The following is a 14,879-nucleotide window of genomic DNA, read 5'->3' on the forward strand; positions in this document are numbered from 1 at the left end:
ATCGCAACCCCTAAGTCATTCATAATAAATGACTTTTATGTCGTGGGCGCTCCCGCGCGCATCATTTGAAACCTTCACAACAACTGTCTCTCCTCGGAATCGTTTGGCATGGCTAATAGAAATAATGGCAAAAATGTCCAAAATTACAAACTGGCGGCACCTAAGTCATTGCTATTGCAAGAAGAGGTATAGCCATGTCGATTACTCGAATCTGGAGAGGTCATGGTGTCATGCTCAAAGGGGCTCAAAGCAACAGAAAAAAATGTCGGAAATGTCCATGGTTGCCCACGTAACCATACTAACCACCTGAAACTGCAAGGGGGTCGGGTCCATGACGGAAACACAAACATATGAGTCCACGTCTGCCGATGCTTATCGTGGAACCAAACCAGATGGAGCCGGCATGTCAGAGAAAATGAGCTTTCAGTTTCTTTCAATGAAAGCAGAAGCCACAGGACTTCGCGCAATCCGCATTACCGCATGTCTTGTTGCGCTCAGCTTGGTCACATGCCTCGTTTTAAGTCTGATCGTTGCTCTTGTTGATTAGGCTAGGCAACTTCCATACAATCACAAACCTCACAACACAGACCCCGTCCGCTTCCATCGCCGGACATGCAGCACGACACCGGTCACGAACAGGGCCATGGCGAGGAGGATGACGATGATCAGGACGGGTTCGCGGCGATATTGAACGACGCGGAAGCGCCAGTTCACGACATGGACGTTATAATAGCGTTCCAGGAAAATTTCGTTGCCGGTTCGCGGCGTGTGGACATGGCCCGTGACCTGATCGATCGCGACAGCTCCAGATAGGGGTTCGGTGAAATAGGCTTTCCAGACTGGATAAGGCCCGGTGTAGAAATAGAAGTCCAGATCCTGCGGGCCTTCAGCGACCTCCCAGCGTTCGATCGAGGCCGCCGCTTCGGGCACCAACGCCTTAGCGACAATGGCGTCGCGGTCGGTCTCGGTCAGGACCAGCGCCTGTCCGTCGCGGGCGCTCCACAGGGCCTGATCCGGATTGCGACCCGGCCATTTGGCGGCATAGACAGGCCCGTCGCCCAACATGCGCAGCACGATTTCGACCGGGGTTCCGCGCGCGTCAGCCGGGTCGATAATGTCGCGCGGATGCACAGTGACGGCCGTCCAGTCGATCGGAGCCGGATCGTGGCGCAGCACCGCTTCGGCCTGATCACGCAGCGGATGCAAGAGCCAGACGACGCCGAGTCCGGAACTGACCCACAGCACGACCTGAACACTGAGAACCAGTCCCAGGATCTGATGAATTTTCATCGTCTTCGGGATCGGCCGCTTGCGCAGGTAAAGCTTCCGGACAGCCAGAACACCGAACAGGGCGGTGCTGAAGAAGAGTAGTGCGAAAAAGGTCAGCACGACGTTGCGGCGGAAGACGGCGCCGCCGCTATAGTCCATGATATGAATGGTGGTGGCGAGGTTTTCGAGAAACCGCATGCGCGTCGTCTGGGTGATATAATCGCCCGTCGTCGGACTGAAGAAGATCACGGCGTCTTCCGCCTCCACCCGCCAGGCCGGAACCGGCAGTTTCTGATATTCCACACTGTTGCGGGTCTTCAGACTGACCTGCTCCGGCGTAATCGCCTCCCCCGTCATGGCGGAGGCCAGGGTCGCAATACGGTCCGCTTCGATCCGCACCGGCGGGGATAATGTCTCCGGCGAAATGGGATCCGCTGCGTCGACGGTCAGCTGCGGTGTCGGCCCGGACAACGCCAGCTGCACGCGAGCCGCGCCTGTCGGTGCTGCCCCGCTAAGCGCGTCCAGATCCGGCCAACTGCTCGCCGCGTCGAAACTTGGCGCGGGCGGGGGCGCGTAAGCCGTCAGGGACGACCGCGCGATCATTGTCATGACCAGCGCGCTGCACAACCAGATGCCGAGCTGCGCCAGCAGCAGCAGTGTCAGCCAGCGATGCCATTTCAGCAGGCGCAGCTTCCACGCCGGCGAGATCAGGGCAGCCATACTTATGTCCTAACCCGGGCGGCGTCCTAGAACTTGTAGGACGCCCGGACTCCGAATTGCGATTTGCGCGGACCGGAAATCGTGAAGTCACGATAAAAGGTGAAGCGCCGGTTCGGCAGGAAGATGAAAGACCGGACCGGATCGGGGATGAGCAGCGTCCGGTTGAAGTCAAGCAAGCGCGTCACGACCAGCGGCGTGTCGTCGCCCAGTACGTTATTGTAGAAGGCCGTAATGCTCCAGTCGCCGCGATCGATCCCGGTCTGAAGGTTGAGCATGTGCGAGTCGCCCGTATGGGCCAGGTTGAACACCTGCACGAAGCGCTTGGACTCGTAATTATAGTCGGCCCGCGCAAACCAGTCCGTCGAGTCGTTGACCGGGACGGTATAGGTACCGGACGCATTGATCTGATGCGCCGGAGTCTGCGGCAGATCATTGCCAGCCAGCTGTCCGTTGAATCCGTCCACATCGCCCGGAGACCCCGACGGAATCCCGTCCGTATCGAAGAGTTCTTCGGCGTTCTCGTCATAGAAATCCGTCAACTCGGCATTGGTAAAGGAATAGCCAAGCGAGTAGGAAAACCGGTCGAGCGATCCGAACAGTTCAGCCTCGAAGCCATAGATCTCGGACTCACCTGCATTGACAACAGCCGGGAAAGTCGTACCCGAATTGCCGCCCGAGGATGCCGTCAGATAGGGCTGCGACTGGGTGAGCTGCTGATCGGCCCAGTCGATATAATAGGCCGCGACATTATAGTTGAACCGGCCTTCGCCGTCCTGTCCCTTCAGGCCGACTTCATAGGACCAGATATTCTCTTCATCGAAAGTCGCGAAATCGCGTGTGAATTCGGTGAAGTCCTGCGGGTCGAAAAACTCGGCCTGGGTCGGCACCGGGTTGAAGCCGCCGGGCTTGTTCCCCTTGGCGATGGAGCCATAGACATTCATGTTCTCATTGAGCGCATAGCGCGCCGTCAGCCGCGGCAGGAAGCTTTCGAACTTGGCTTCACGGACATTGTTGAAGGCCGGACGTGTGGTCGAATCCGCAGCCCCCAGCACTTCGTCCGTCGCCGTGATCGTATCTTCCTGATAGCGCGCTTCGAGTGACAATGTCAGATCTTCACTGGCATCATATTCGACCATGCCGAACAGAGCGACGTTTTCAACCTTGTCACCGGAATCGAAGAGTCGCGGTCGATTTGACAGGCCGTTCGGATTGAAGTTGCCGCCCGCATCGAATCCTTCGCCGTCATTCTCTTCGAAATAATAACCCCCTGCGAGCCAGCGGAAACGATTGTCCCGCGGCGACAGGATCCGCAATTCCTGCGAGATATCATGACGGGACGACTTGCCGATGGAGAAATTCGGTGTGGCAGACGATACGAGCGCATTGTCGAAGATATTGATATTCTTCGAGCTGTTATAAGCCGTGATCGAGGTCAGCGTGTACCCATTGTCCAGATCCCAGTCCAACTGCAGGCTGGAGCGGAAACTGTCACGCTCGATGCCGTCATAGCCGAGCTGGTCCAACTCGGCATCGTTGAACGCCAACGTATCGGGCACTTCGATCTCGCCGCAGAAATAACCACGCGAGCGGTTGGACGACAAATCGATCCCGAAGAAGGAGCCAGTCACATTGGGCAGGAAGCAGTTGAGATTATTGCTGCCGAGCGCGCCATAGGCAAAGCCCCCGTCGCGGACTTCCGAATAGCCGAGATTGAGCCGCGCAGTGAACATGTCCGACGGCGTGAAGACCAGCTTGCCACCGACATTGGTCGTTTCCTGTGCGCCCAGATCATCGCCGCCATCGGCATTCTCATAATCGCCGCCAAACGTGTTGAAGCGCCCATTGATCTCGCCGTAGAGTATTCCCTCCTTGATCGGGCCACTGACATAGCCGTTCAATTCGAACGCATCATGTTCAGCCGCCATGGCCGTGATCCGTCCGCGCATTTCGTCGCCCGGATCGCGCGTCACGAAATTGACCGCGCCCGAAAACGTGTTGCGCCCGAACAGAGCCGATTGCGGCCCGCGAATGACTTCGACCCGCTGCAGATTATCAAGCTGATAGGAGGTGATACTGTCGGAGACGAAAATGCCGTCCACGAAGAAACCTGCATTGGGCGCGCCCAGAACGTTGGACATGCCGCGAATGGCCGGACGGCTATTGGCGCCGCCTTCGGCGCGACCGAAGCCCTGCCGGAAGGAGAAACCCGGTGTCTGCAGCGCGATGTCGGCAATATTGTCGATGCCCGAGCGTTCAATCTCCGCTTCGGTGATGGCCGTAATCGAGAGCGGCACATCGAGCAGCGTCTCTTCCGTTTTCCGGGCCGTGACGATGATTTCGTCCTTGACCCGAACATCGTCGTCATTGCTCTGTGCGAAGGCCGGCGTAGTGGCACCCACTGCCAGTCCCAGTCCGATCAGCAAGGCCGATGCGCATGTTGCCGCGCGAAGATAAGTCGTATGTCTCATGGATAGGTCCCCTTTTCCCTGCATCCCGAGCCCGTCCGCATGACGACCCCCGGCACGAGGTGCGACATTCGACCACAGACGGTTGCAGCATGTTGACTTCAATCAACAACCCGAAGGCGGTCGTGGATGGGCGGACCATTTATGAAATCTTCGACCTGTCGGGTTCACTTGTTCATGTCGACAAGCTCAGCGGCGGTGGACAGAGCGCGTCTGAGACGGACCATGTTACCGGCCCGTCAAGCACGCTGGCGCGGATCACGGATGGCGTGGTTACCTATTTGCACAATGATCCGGTCGGCTATACGGGCTACATCCAATGCATGACTGTCAGTAACCGAGCAGCAACCGGATAATTGAGACCCTGCTCGGAGCCAAAAACGGACACCGGGCCAGAAACATCGAATATGCTTCAATGTCCCGTCGTAACGTGGATTTTGGGGGATCGATCGACTGGAGCGGGCGAAGAGATTCGAACCCTCGACCCTCACCTTGGCAAGGTGATGCTCTACCACTGAGCTACGCCCGCATTCGCAGTCGTCGAAGCGGGGCCTATAGAAAAGTGTGCCGAGCCTTGCAACACCCAGATTTGAGATTTTGCAGCTTCGCCGCTAGGCGACCATCATGACCGCAATGCACCCTGATGAAGCCCGCCTTTATGCCTTGCTGGACCAGTCCGGCATTCCCTACCGAACCGAGGAGCATGACGCCGTTTTCACGGTCGAAGAAGGCCGCGACATCAAGGCCCGCCTGCCCGGAGGGCATACGAAAAACCTGTTCCTGAAGGATAAGGCTGGGCAATTCGTCCTGATTAGCGCGGTCAGTGACACGCCCATCCGCCTGAACCGTCTGCACCCGCATATCGGCACGAAACGCCTCTCATTCGGAAAGGAAGACGCCCTGTTCGACAGGCTTGGTGTCAGGCCGGGCTCTGTCACCGCTTTCGCGGTCATTAACGACCCTGACACGCATGTCCGGTTCGTCCTGGACAAGGCCCTGTTCGATCACGATCAGGTCTGGTTTCACCCTTTGCGCAACACGGCCAGTACGCAGGTCGCGCCGGACGATCTGCTGCGCTTTGCGAAGGCGACGGGCCATGATCCGCTTATTCTGGACCTGACCGGTCTGACCGAGGCGACCTAGCCTGTCAGCTCACAAGCTGCAGACAGGGCGGGCTGCGCCTCGCCTGTATTGGACAGGGCCGCTGTGACGCCGTCCAGAATGTCCCGGGAGCGGACCGGTCGCGCAACAAACCGTGCGGACGGCCCGGCAGCGGAGGCAGCATCTGTCAGGGTCAGGGAGGCGGGTCGTGTCACCGCGGGCCAAGCCGACAGGCTGGCGTCGAGTCGCGCCGCCACGTCCGGTGACAGACGGTCATCCCGAATGATCAGGGCGGGTCGGACCGGCGCATTCCTCAGTTCGGCGATCGCGACCTCCGGCGCTTGCCAACTGGATAGGATCGCCCCGTGCCGCGCCAGCAGGCAGTGAAGGGACCAGTGCAGCGCATAGACATCCGTCAGAATGACGACGCTCCGACCCGTCAGATCCGGGCCAGCGGGCCGTGCCTTGGGTTGGGCCGACAGGGGTTGGGAGGGGACGGATGGAGACGACACGGATTGCGACGACAGGGGCAAGGCAATGTCAAAACCGAAAACCGAGCCCTGGCCGAGCGTGCTATGCGCCACCATCTGCCCCTGCATCAGCGAAACCAGATCCTTGCAGATGGCAAGGCCGAGACCGGTCCCGCCATAGAGTTTCGACGTGCCCGCCGTGGCCTGACGGAATTTTTCAAACATGGAATCAAGCTGATCCGCCGCGATGCCGATGCCTGTATCATGGACCCGGATGGAGAGCGGAATGGCGGGGCCCTTAGCGGTTAGCGTATCAATGTCTGTTTCGGCCCCTGTTTCGGCCCCTGTTTCGGCCCGTGTGACCGTGATCATGACCGAGCCCGCCTGAGTGAATTTGACGGCATTGCCGGCCAGATTGAGCAGCACCTGACGGATACGAACCGCATCCCCGACGAGCGCGCTTGGCAGGATCGGATCGACAAAACTGACGATGTCGACGCCTTCTGCGGCCTTGGGTGCGACGAGGCTGACGACCTCTTCGACCAGCTTGACCATGTCGAAAGGCGCCGGATCGATCTCGAGTTTGCGGGCTTCCAGCTTGGAAAAGTCTAGAATGTCATTGATGATGACCAGCAGATTCTCGCCCGAACTGGTAATGATTTCGGCATATTGGCGTTGCTGCGGGCTCAGATCGGAGGCGCGCAACATGTCCGTCATGGCGATAATGCCGTTCATCGGCGTCCGGATTTCATGGCTCATATTGGCGAGGAACTCGCTTTTGGCGCGGCTTGCCAGTTCCGCATTGGCTTTCAGCTTCCGCAACTTCTTGGACCGGAAATAAAGCACGGTACGCAGAGTCATGAGGGTGAAGGCGTAGGCCGGGGCCATAATCACGACCATGACGGTCAGAGCCGTCTGTCCCTGGCTGAACGTCTGCCAGACCATCATGACGAAACACCCTGCAAGGGTCGCAATCATGGGCGCCAGGGCAAAAAGCACAAGCTGTCGATCATGGCCATAATAAACGCCCTGATAGATCAGCATGGTCGCAATGCAGAGCGCACCCATGAAGGCTGCCGGCCCGGTATTGGTCGCCAGCAGAATGGGCGCCGATATGATAAAGGCAACGGCGGCCAGCATGGTCGTGCCGAGCATGAGACACCGCGGTCCTGTCTGATCGGCGCGTGTATGAAACCGTCGATAGGCGGCATATTCCATGGCCATGCTGATCCAGCCTGCCAGAATTGTCAGGAAGCCAACCTCCGGACTGACTGCTGCGGCCACAACCGCACCCATGATGGTACACGCCATGGCGCGCACAAGCAGACCCTGTCGCAGAACGATCAGCATCTTCGTGAATGGTGGTGTCGGCGTCTTGCCCATATGGGCGTTTCATTATGGGAAAAAGACGAACGGGACGTTACGCTGGTTGGGATGGGAATGGGCCGTATTGCATGAGCCCGTGCCGCTGTCCGGTCGGCGGACACGCATCTTCCGCCTCACTTTCTTGCGACCACGCTTGAACCTTTGCGAAGGCTCGCCCATCTATCCAGCATGACTGATACACTTGTAAAAGATTCATCCGACATGACCTTCATGGCCGACGTGATCGAGGCGTCGAAAGAGACGCCCGTAATCGTCGACTTCTGGGCCCCTTGGTGCGGACCCTGCAAACAGCTCATGCCTGCCCTGGAACGGCAGGTAAAAGCCGCTGAAGGCAAGGTTCGGCTGGTCAAGATCAATATTGACGAAAACCCCGGGGTTGCCGGACAGCTCGGCGTACGCTCCATCCCGGCCGTGTTCGGTTTCAAGGACGGACAGCCCGTCGACGGCTTCATGGGCGCGCAACCGGAATCCGAACTGTCTAAATTCATCAGCCGCTTATCCGGCGAAACCGACCCGAAGGATGAAGCGGCGGCTCTGGTCGAGCGGGCGCAAGCCAGTCTCGACGCCAGCGATCCGGGCGGCGCGGCGCAGGACTTCGCACAGGCTTTGCAACTCGATCCTGAAAACGGAACGGCCCTGGCCGGCCTGGCACGTGTCTATCTCGACATGGGCAATCGCGACATGGCCGTCGAAATGATCGACGCGGCCACCGGGCCGCTGGCCGATCATCCGGATGTGGCTTCGATCCGGTCGGAACTGTCACTCGGCGAAGCCGCGCCGCAAGCCGACACGCCAGACGAAGTGGATACGGAACTGCGCGACGCAACCGCGTCCGTGGCGGCGAACGAAACGGATCTAGACGCACGACTCGTGCTGGCCAAGGCGCTGGCCGCGCGGGGACGCCGCGCCGAAGCGGTCGATCATTTGATCTACGCCATCGGTCGCGACCGCATGCATGATGATGAAGCCGCGCGGAAATTCCTGCTGACCATCTTCGAAGCCGAAGGGACGGATAGCGAGATCTCGATCGATGGACGCAGACGTCTGTCGTCCATCCTGTTTGCGTAAACGGGAATATGAGCGCCCATTACAAATCGCTGGCGCGGCGCACGACGCCGTCGCGCATCCCGATCTTCCCGCTGAGCGGGGCGGTCCTGCTGCCGGTCTGCGATCTGCCGCTGAATATTTTCGAACCGCGCTATCTGAACATGATCGATGATGCGCTGAAGACCGACCGTTTGATCGGTATGGTGCAATCGGTCGATGAAGACGAAAACGGAACCGGTATTGCCGATGTGGGCGGGTTGGGCCGGATCATCCAGTTTTCTGAAACGGATGATGGGCGATATCTCATCGTCCTGAAAGGCTTGCGCCGGTTCCGCATCACTGATCTGCCGAATGTCGCCACGCCCTACAGGCAGGCCGACATTACCTTCGACCCCTTCCCGGAAGATCCGGACCTGCATGCCGTGCGACAGACATCCGAAGCCCTGTCAGAGAGCGGGCGGGCCGACCGCGCCGCACTCACCGTGGCGATGAAGGCGCTGGCCAAAGCCGTCGGCGTCGAGGTGGACTGGAAGGCACTGGCGGAGATCCCTCTACCCATTCTCGTCAATCAAGCGGCCATGATCAGCCCGTTTTCCGCGCCCGACAAGCAGTCTCTGCTCGAAGCGCAGACCTCCGATGAACGCCGCCGCCTGCTGATCGGGCTGATGCATCTTTACGCATCCGGCGGGATGGGCGATGCCACGCATCAGAATACGCAATGACCGACAAGGCTGACATGACGTCATCCGCTGGCCACGCCACGCCCATCGACCCCAAGATGCTGAGCGTGCTGGTATGCCCCAAGACCCGCGGCCCCCTCATTCATGACAGTGAAACCAACGAATTGATCAGCCGGAAGGCCGGGCTGGCCTATCCGATACGGGACGGGGTTCCCATTCTGCTGATCGAGAATGCGCGACTGCTTTAACCTTTTCGTGAGCAGTTGAACGGGAACATAGCGGGCGGCCACCGCGTTGGGCCTGCATGAGATCATTTAACCACACGCAAAATTCCGCTCTCCGCTCATCCGCCGTGAGAGGCCTTGCCGTCAGCGCAATCGCCCTGTCGACGGCCATGATCGGCGCCCCGTCAGCCATGGCCGAGACCCATGCGCCACTGAAGCGCGTGGACGGCCCCGCTATTGTCGTCGAGAGCATGCTGGGCGAGCCCAAGGGATCCGAAATCGCCGCCGCGATCGAAGCCCGCGTAATGGCGGACCGGATCGATATGACTCTCGGCAAGGCCGTCTCACCCGGTGCCAAGGAAGCAGCACGTCTGGCCTACGCTCAAGGTGTGTTCGCTCCGATCTGGACGCGCGACGCGGCTGAAAAGCTTGTCGATGCGAATGCGACCTGCAAGGAAAACGGCATCGATTCAGGCTATACGGACGCGCAAATTCGTGCCGCTATCGACGCCCGTTTCATGGGTAATGCAGACGCTCGTGCCGATGGCGATCTGATGCTGACGGCAACATGGCTGATCATGGCGTCGAAGCTAAGCGGCGGCCTGTCCGATGAGGGCGGCATGGTCAAATCGACGATGACGGGCCCGACGCGGTCAGACTTGGTCGTTGCCCTGCGCAAAGCTGGTCAAAGCGATCCGATTGCCACGATGAAGGAATTTTCCTCTCTGGCCCCACAATATTCCAAATTGCGCGACGCGCTGAAAACCTATCGCGATCACGCCGCGAATGGCGGCTGGATGAAAATCCGCGATGGCAAGGAGATGCTGGAGCCCGGCATGAACGATCCGCGCGTTCCAGCTCTGCGCGAACGTCTGAAAGCCGAAGGCTATATTCAGCCCGCCGCATTCAATTTCTTTATGCCGGTTCTGGACGATCTGCCGGAAACCGCGCCGACCGTGTATGACGAAACGCTGGCCGTGAAGGTTCAGGCGTTTCAGGCTGCTCACGGTCTGAAACAGGACGGCGTTATCGGCCCTGCAACGCTGGCCGCGCTTAATGAAAGCGTCGAGTCGAAGATTGACAGGATCGAACGCGCCATGAACCACTGGCGCAGCCGCTCCGATCTGGGCGAACGCCATATCTGGGTCAACATTCCTTCCTACCGCGCCGAAGCCTGGACAGGCGACCGTCTCGATATCGCCATGGATACGATCGTCGGCAAGAAGCGCACACCGACAACCGCTTTTTCCGATGAAATCGAATATATCGTGGCCAACCCGAAATGGTTCCTGCCGATCGGTCTCTTCAAGCGCCAGAAATTGCGCAAACTGCGCAAGGATCCCGGCTATGCCGCCCGTCACAATTATGTGGTCTACGACCGGGCCTCAGGCGCGAAGGTCAACCCCCACACGATCGATTGGAACGAGCCTGGCGTCTCGCGTAAGATCCAGATGGTGCAGACCCCCGGTCCGCATAATGCGCTCGGTCAACTGAAGATCATCTTCCCGAACAAGCACTCCATCTATCTGCACGATACGCCGGACCGTCATCTTTTCGAACGCGACGTGCGCGCCCTGTCATCCGGTTGCGTCCGCTTGCTGGACCCCGTCAAGATGGCCAACTGGCTAACCGATGGTGATGAAGGTGTGTCTACTGAGGTGTTCAACACGACACTGCAGAGCCGCGAACGGGAACGGTTCTATCTGGACAAACATGTTCAGGTTCACCTCACCTATCTGCCTGCGGTGGTCAATCCGGATGGTCACGTCGAGTTTCCAGCCGATATCTATCAACAATTTAAGAAACCAACCCTAGCGAAAGGGACGTATCCGGACGATATTGTCGAAGAACAAGAGGACCTGTATGTCGAAATTGACGGGGAATCAGGGTCCAGATCGGATACGCTGCAATAATGAAGTCGCCACTTAAGCCGTTGCTCGCGGCCAGCTTTGTGGCTCCACTGATCATCGGTACGCCTGCCATCGCGCAGACAGTACCGGTCGTGAATGCGAGCCTGACAAGCCAGAGCCAGACCGCCTACAGCCCGCGGTTCAATATCTGGTATGAAACTATCATGCCGGGCGAAGGACTGCTCATCAGCCTGCAACCTGATCAACAGCTGTTGATCGAAGGTAAGCCATGGACGCCTGACTGGCGCGCCCCTGCGACAGCGCAAGCCCTGTCCGCAACGCTTCTGTCCGGCGCTCAGGAAATTGCCACTATCACGCTGTTCGTGCTGGAACCGCATACCAACAAGGACGCTAAGGGTTGGCTGAACGGCTACCGGATCGGGTCCTACCCGCGAAATCCTCCCAAGGGCTTCATTCGTCTTGACGGTCCTGAGGATAAGGAAATCGCCTTGTCGCCCCATTTCAATCTGGGACAGTTCCTGTGCAAACAGCAGCCCGGTCACTGGCCGAAATATGTGCTGGTCAGCCAGGATAACATCCGACGACTGGAAGCCCTGTTAGGTGCCTTGAATGACGACAAGACAACTGATGCCGAGACATTCTTCGTGATGAGCGGTTTCCGAACGCCCTTCTATAACTCTGCCATCGGGTCCGCTAAATTTTCTCGCCACATGTATGGTGATGCGGCCGACATTTACGTCGATTATGCCCCGCGTAATGGCAATATGGATGATCTGAACAGGGACGGGAAGGTCAATAAGGCCGACGCGAACTGGCTCTATGATTATGCCCAGCGGCTCTACAAGGAGCGCAAGGACCTGCCCAAGGGCGGAATCGGCGCCTACCGCGCCAATGCCGTGCACGGCCCCTTCGTCCATGTCGACGGGCGGGGGACGACGGCTCGCTGGGGCCGCTAGACAGTCCTGCATCGCAATGGCTTGACGCCGCGTCCCGCTGTGACCACATCCCGCCCATGAGCACTGATTATCTGCATGAGCGCTGGCGCAGCACGACCATTTTGTCCGTTCGCAAGAACGGTAAAGTCGTGGTTGTCGGCGATGGTCAGGTCAGTGCCGGCAATACGGTCATGAAGGCGCAAACCCGCAAGGTTCGGCGTGTCGGCAAGGATAACGATGTTCTGGCTGGCTTTGCCGGCGCAACGGCGGACGCCTTTGCTCTGCTCGAGCGGCTGGAAACCAAGCTGGAACAATATCCCACTCAACTGGCGCGTGCCTGTGTCGAACTGACCAAGGACTGGCGTACGGACAAATATCTGCGCAACTTGGAAGCCATGCTGATCGTGGCCGATAAGGATCAGACCTTCGTGCTGACCGGCAATGGCGATGTCGTCGAGCCCGATGAAGGCATCGTCGCCATCGGGTCGGGGGGCAATTATGCCTATTCAGCCGCTCTGGCGATGAATGAATATGAAGAGGATGCGGAAGTCCTCGCCCGCAAGGCCATGGCCATTGCGGACCGGATCTGCGTGTTCACCAATAATAATTTGACGGTCGAGACGATCTCGTAGACACTTGTCCCATGGGTTGGATTTGGCGCTTTATCTGGGCGATCCCGTTTCTACTGGCTTGCGAACCATCTGTCTCCGAAAATCGGGATGCGCTCGCTCAAAAGCCTCTCACGCAGACCTTCAAGAGTGACGCGACGGTAACGGATATCTTCCAACCAGAGGCCCTTTCATCCATTGCGGAAACGCTCTCTGAATATTCGTTGATCGGTCTTGGAGAGACCACACACGGCCAGCGTGAGATGTTCGACTTCCGACGCCAGTTGACAATGGCTTTGATCGAAATGGGGCACGTTCGCACGGTTTATTTTGAAACAGGCAATGCGTCTGCTACTTACGCAAATGCCTATATTCAAGGCGCAGACTTTTCCATTGATGAGGCGGTAACCAGCGGTCTGGACCTGCTGATTTGGAGCACCGAATCCCTTGCTCGCCTTCTGGAGGATTTAAGACGGTGGAATGCCGCAGCTGAGCCACAGGACAGAGTCACTTTCGTTGGTGTGGATTTTCAGAGTCCGCAACTCACGTCTCAACACATTGCCAGGCACCTGGATGGACGGACTGATCTGGACCTCTCCGGGATCAAGACTTTGGGGGCGGAGCTGGAGACCGCCATGCAATCGGCCTGGTCCGGGGACAGGGATCAACTGGATAGCGTTATCGAAACGATCAATAACGCAAAGCGTATGATTGGTGAGTCTCTCGATCTTGAGAACTCTGACAATCTTGATCTCGCAAGATTGCTTGATGATTTGCGCCGCTATTCCAGAATGGCGGACAGCGCGGATGCACGCGACGCCGGAATGGCGGAATCTCTGCTCCAGGATTCCCAGACCACATCTTCGAAAGGTGCCGTCTTCTGGGCGCATAATGGTCACGTTTTCACCGGACCGATGCGTTATATGTATTCCCAAGAGGTCGCAGCCGGCGGACGGTTGAAGGCCGCTTTAGGCGATGACTATTACGCTTTGGGTTTCGTTTTCGGTTCCGGCCGTTTTTCAGCGCTTGTGAATGACCCGGAAACGGGATGGCAATTCCATTGTTACACGGTCTCGGATCCTGTTGCAGGCACATTGGCTGAACCCTTCCTGGCGGCCGGGCTCGAAACGGCCTTTCTGGACTTGAACGCCCCAGCGCTTCCCGAACAGGATTTGAAGTGGCTCAGCCAGCCATACCCCCAAAGGGGTTGGGGCGGCTACAATGTGGGAGACGATCCAGATAGCTCGTCCCGGAATCTTGAAAGCCTGGTAACGACTGTTCCTATGTCTGACTTTGACGGTCTCGTCTTCATCCGATCGACGTCAGAAACACATCCGCATGGCAAGCGTTTAGAGTGTCAAAACGGATAGTCTTTTTCGAACGCCTCATGAAAAAGCCCGCCGCAAGGCGGGCTTTCTGGTTTCAGAGCGCCTGAGCTTTACGAGGCGTATTTGACCGAGCAGCCATAAGGCTGCGTGTCGCTCATCGCGACCGCTTCGCCCGCATCGAGATTGGCCAGCGCGGCCCGGACATAATTGGTCGCACCGTCGACCGTCGCCGGGTTGGATGAACTATTGTCATCGATCGCGCCCTGATAGACCAGCGTCTGGTCCTCATCGATAATATACATGTGCGGCGTCGTGCGCGCCGCGAAGGCCTGACCCATATCGCCCGCTTCGTCCAGGATCACGGCTGTCGATGCGACGTCATAGGCGGCTTTCCACTGGGCGACCTGAACATTGTCCTTATGGCCCTGCTTGCCGGGGGCCGAGCTGATCACCGAGAGCCAGACCGTATCACCGTCCGCAGTCGCTTCGCGCTGCAGGTCCTGCATATTGTCGGTCTTGTAGTGTTTCTTGACGTAGGGGCAGCCTTCATTCGTCCACTCCAGGATCACGCGCTGTCCGGCAAAGTCGGAGAGATTATGGGTCACGCCCTCGCTATCGACGACGCTCATGTCGGAGACGGTCGACCCGGTCGCGATCTTGGCAAAAGCGGGCGTTGCAAGCGCCAGAGTGGCGGCGGTGGCATAGGCAAGAAGTTTCATGATTACGCTCCAATTATCACTGGCAGGCCCGTTCTTTCGCCCGGGCCGAACCGCTG

The 14,879-nt window shown here is 58.4% G+C and carries 14 protein-coding genes and 1 tRNA gene; 10 read left to right on the plus strand and 5 right to left on the minus strand.

Annotated elements, in window-relative coordinates; all coding sequences use genetic code 11:
* The first annotated feature begins 331 nt into the window (after positions 1-331).
* Complete coding sequence (locus AB6B39_RS00520; protein WP_284371964.1) at positions 332-547, plus strand: hypothetical protein; 216 nt, start codon at positions 332-334, stop codon at positions 545-547.
* A 29-nt stretch (positions 548-576) separates the two neighbouring features.
* Here the strand turns inward: AB6B39_RS00520 and AB6B39_RS00525 are convergent, their stop codons facing one another.
* Both AB6B39_RS00525 and AB6B39_RS00530 read right to left on the minus strand, forming a co-directional pair.
* Positions 577-1,989: a hypothetical protein gene (locus AB6B39_RS00525; protein WP_284371962.1), complete on the minus strand. Its 1,413-nt coding sequence runs from the start codon at positions 1,987-1,989 to the stop codon at positions 577-579.
* Between the two features lie 26 nt (positions 1,990-2,015).
* Complete coding sequence (locus tag AB6B39_RS00530; protein WP_284371960.1) at positions 2,016-4,457, minus strand: TonB-dependent receptor; 2,442 nt, start codon at positions 4,455-4,457, stop codon at positions 2,016-2,018.
* Between the two features lie 89 nt (positions 4,458-4,546).
* Between AB6B39_RS00530 and AB6B39_RS00535 the strand changes: the two genes are divergently transcribed.
* Positions 4,547-4,810, plus strand: a complete 264-nt coding sequence (locus tag AB6B39_RS00535) for a hypothetical protein (RefSeq protein ID WP_284371958.1) — start codon at positions 4,547-4,549, stop codon at positions 4,808-4,810.
* A gap of 98 nt (positions 4,811-4,908) precedes the next feature.
* Here the strand turns inward: AB6B39_RS00535 and AB6B39_RS00540 are convergent.
* A tRNA-Gly gene (locus tag AB6B39_RS00540) sits at positions 4,909-4,983 on the minus strand.
* A gap of 95 nt (positions 4,984-5,078) precedes the next feature.
* On the opposite strand from AB6B39_RS00540, the gene AB6B39_RS00545 reads away from it, so the two are divergent.
* Positions 5,079-5,597 carry a prolyl-tRNA synthetase associated domain-containing protein gene (locus tag AB6B39_RS00545; RefSeq protein ID WP_284371956.1) on the plus strand — a complete coding sequence of 173 codons (519 nt, stop codon included), beginning with the start codon at positions 5,079-5,081 and terminating at the stop codon, positions 5,595-5,597.
* Here AB6B39_RS00545 and AB6B39_RS00550 read toward each other — a convergent pair.
* On the minus strand, positions 5,594-7,408 hold the full coding sequence (locus AB6B39_RS00550) for a histidine kinase dimerization/phospho-acceptor domain-containing protein (protein WP_284371954.1): 1,815 nt from the start codon (positions 7,406-7,408) through the stop codon (positions 5,594-5,596). The genes AB6B39_RS00545 and AB6B39_RS00550 overlap by 4 nt on opposite strands.
* A 171-nt stretch (positions 7,409-7,579) precedes the next feature.
* Between AB6B39_RS00550 and trxA the strand changes: the two genes are divergently transcribed.
* The 7 genes from trxA (at position 7,580) to AB6B39_RS00585 (ending at position 14,146) form a co-directional block, all read left to right on the plus strand.
* On the plus strand, positions 7,580-8,479 hold the full coding sequence (gene trxA, locus AB6B39_RS00555; protein WP_371398665.1) for a thioredoxin: 900 nt from the start codon (positions 7,580-7,582) through the stop codon (positions 8,477-8,479).
* An 8-nt stretch (positions 8,480-8,487) separates the two neighbouring features.
* Positions 8,488-9,180: an LON peptidase substrate-binding domain-containing protein gene (locus tag AB6B39_RS00560; RefSeq protein WP_284371950.1), complete on the plus strand. Its 693-nt coding sequence runs from the start codon at positions 8,488-8,490 to the stop codon at positions 9,178-9,180.
* A gap of 14 nt (positions 9,181-9,194) precedes the next feature.
* Positions 9,195-9,386 carry a Trm112 family protein gene (locus tag AB6B39_RS00565; protein WP_348520181.1) on the plus strand — a complete coding sequence of 64 codons (192 nt, stop codon included), beginning with the start codon at positions 9,195-9,197 and terminating at the stop codon, positions 9,384-9,386.
* A gap of 104 nt (positions 9,387-9,490) precedes the next feature.
* Complete coding sequence (locus AB6B39_RS00570; protein ID WP_371398666.1) at positions 9,491-11,275, plus strand: L,D-transpeptidase family protein; 1,785 nt, start codon at positions 9,491-9,493, stop codon at positions 11,273-11,275.
* Positions 11,275-12,189, plus strand: a complete 915-nt coding sequence (locus tag AB6B39_RS00575; RefSeq protein WP_284371944.1) for a D-Ala-D-Ala carboxypeptidase family metallohydrolase — start codon at positions 11,275-11,277, stop codon at positions 12,187-12,189. Before AB6B39_RS00570 ends, AB6B39_RS00575 begins: the two co-directional genes overlap by 1 nt.
* 56 nt (positions 12,190-12,245) lie before the next feature.
* On the plus strand, positions 12,246-12,800 hold the full coding sequence (hslV, locus tag AB6B39_RS00580) for an ATP-dependent protease subunit HslV (protein ID WP_284371942.1): 555 nt from the start codon (positions 12,246-12,248) through the stop codon (positions 12,798-12,800).
* A gap of 11 nt (positions 12,801-12,811) precedes the next feature.
* Positions 12,812-14,146: an erythromycin esterase family protein gene (locus AB6B39_RS00585; RefSeq protein WP_284371940.1), complete on the plus strand. Its 1,335-nt coding sequence runs from the start codon at positions 12,812-12,814 to the stop codon at positions 14,144-14,146.
* 68 nt (positions 14,147-14,214) lie between these two features.
* On the opposite strand, the gene AB6B39_RS00590 is transcribed toward AB6B39_RS00585, so the two are convergent.
* A complete protein-coding gene (locus tag AB6B39_RS00590) occupies positions 14,215-14,823 on the minus strand; it encodes a redoxin family protein (protein WP_284371938.1) in 609 nt (202 codons plus the stop codon).
* Positions 14,824-14,879 lie beyond the last annotated feature (56 nt).

Source organism: Algimonas porphyrae (genome assembly GCF_041429795.1).
In the GTDB taxonomy this organism is placed as follows: Bacteria; Pseudomonadota; Alphaproteobacteria; order Caulobacterales; family Maricaulaceae; genus Litorimonas; species Litorimonas porphyrae.

Coding starts and splice junctions, on each gene's coding strand:
- AB6B39_RS00520 (WP_284371964.1), top strand. CDS start 332: ATGACGGAAACACAAACATATGAGTCCACGTCTGCCGATGCTTATCGT.
- AB6B39_RS00525 (WP_284371962.1), bottom strand. CDS start 1,989: ATGGCTGCCCTGATCTCGCCGGCGTGGAAGCTGCGCCTGCTGAAATGG.
- AB6B39_RS00530 (WP_284371960.1), bottom strand. CDS start 4,457: ATGAGACATACGACTTATCTTCGCGCGGCAACATGCGCATCGGCCTTG.
- AB6B39_RS00535 (WP_284371958.1), top strand. CDS start 4,547: ATGTTGACTTCAATCAACAACCCGAAGGCGGTCGTGGATGGGCGGACC.
- AB6B39_RS00545 (WP_284371956.1), top strand. CDS start 5,079: ATGACCGCAATGCACCCTGATGAAGCCCGCCTTTATGCCTTGCTGGAC.
- AB6B39_RS00550 (WP_284371954.1), bottom strand. CDS start 7,408: ATGGGCAAGACGCCGACACCACCATTCACGAAGATGCTGATCGTTCTG.
- trxA (WP_371398665.1), top strand. CDS start 7,580: ATGACTGATACACTTGTAAAAGATTCATCCGACATGACCTTCATGGCC.
- AB6B39_RS00560 (WP_284371950.1), top strand. CDS start 8,488: ATGAGCGCCCATTACAAATCGCTGGCGCGGCGCACGACGCCGTCGCGC.
- AB6B39_RS00565 (WP_348520181.1), top strand. CDS start 9,195: ATGACGTCATCCGCTGGCCACGCCACGCCCATCGACCCCAAGATGCTG.
- AB6B39_RS00575 (WP_284371944.1), top strand. CDS start 11,275: ATGAAGTCGCCACTTAAGCCGTTGCTCGCGGCCAGCTTTGTGGCTCCA.
- hslV (WP_284371942.1), top strand. CDS start 12,246: ATGAGCACTGATTATCTGCATGAGCGCTGGCGCAGCACGACCATTTTG.
- AB6B39_RS00585 (WP_284371940.1), top strand. CDS start 12,812: ATGGGTTGGATTTGGCGCTTTATCTGGGCGATCCCGTTTCTACTGGCT.
- AB6B39_RS00590 (WP_284371938.1), bottom strand. CDS start 14,823: ATGAAACTTCTTGCCTATGCCACCGCCGCCACTCTGGCGCTTGCAACG.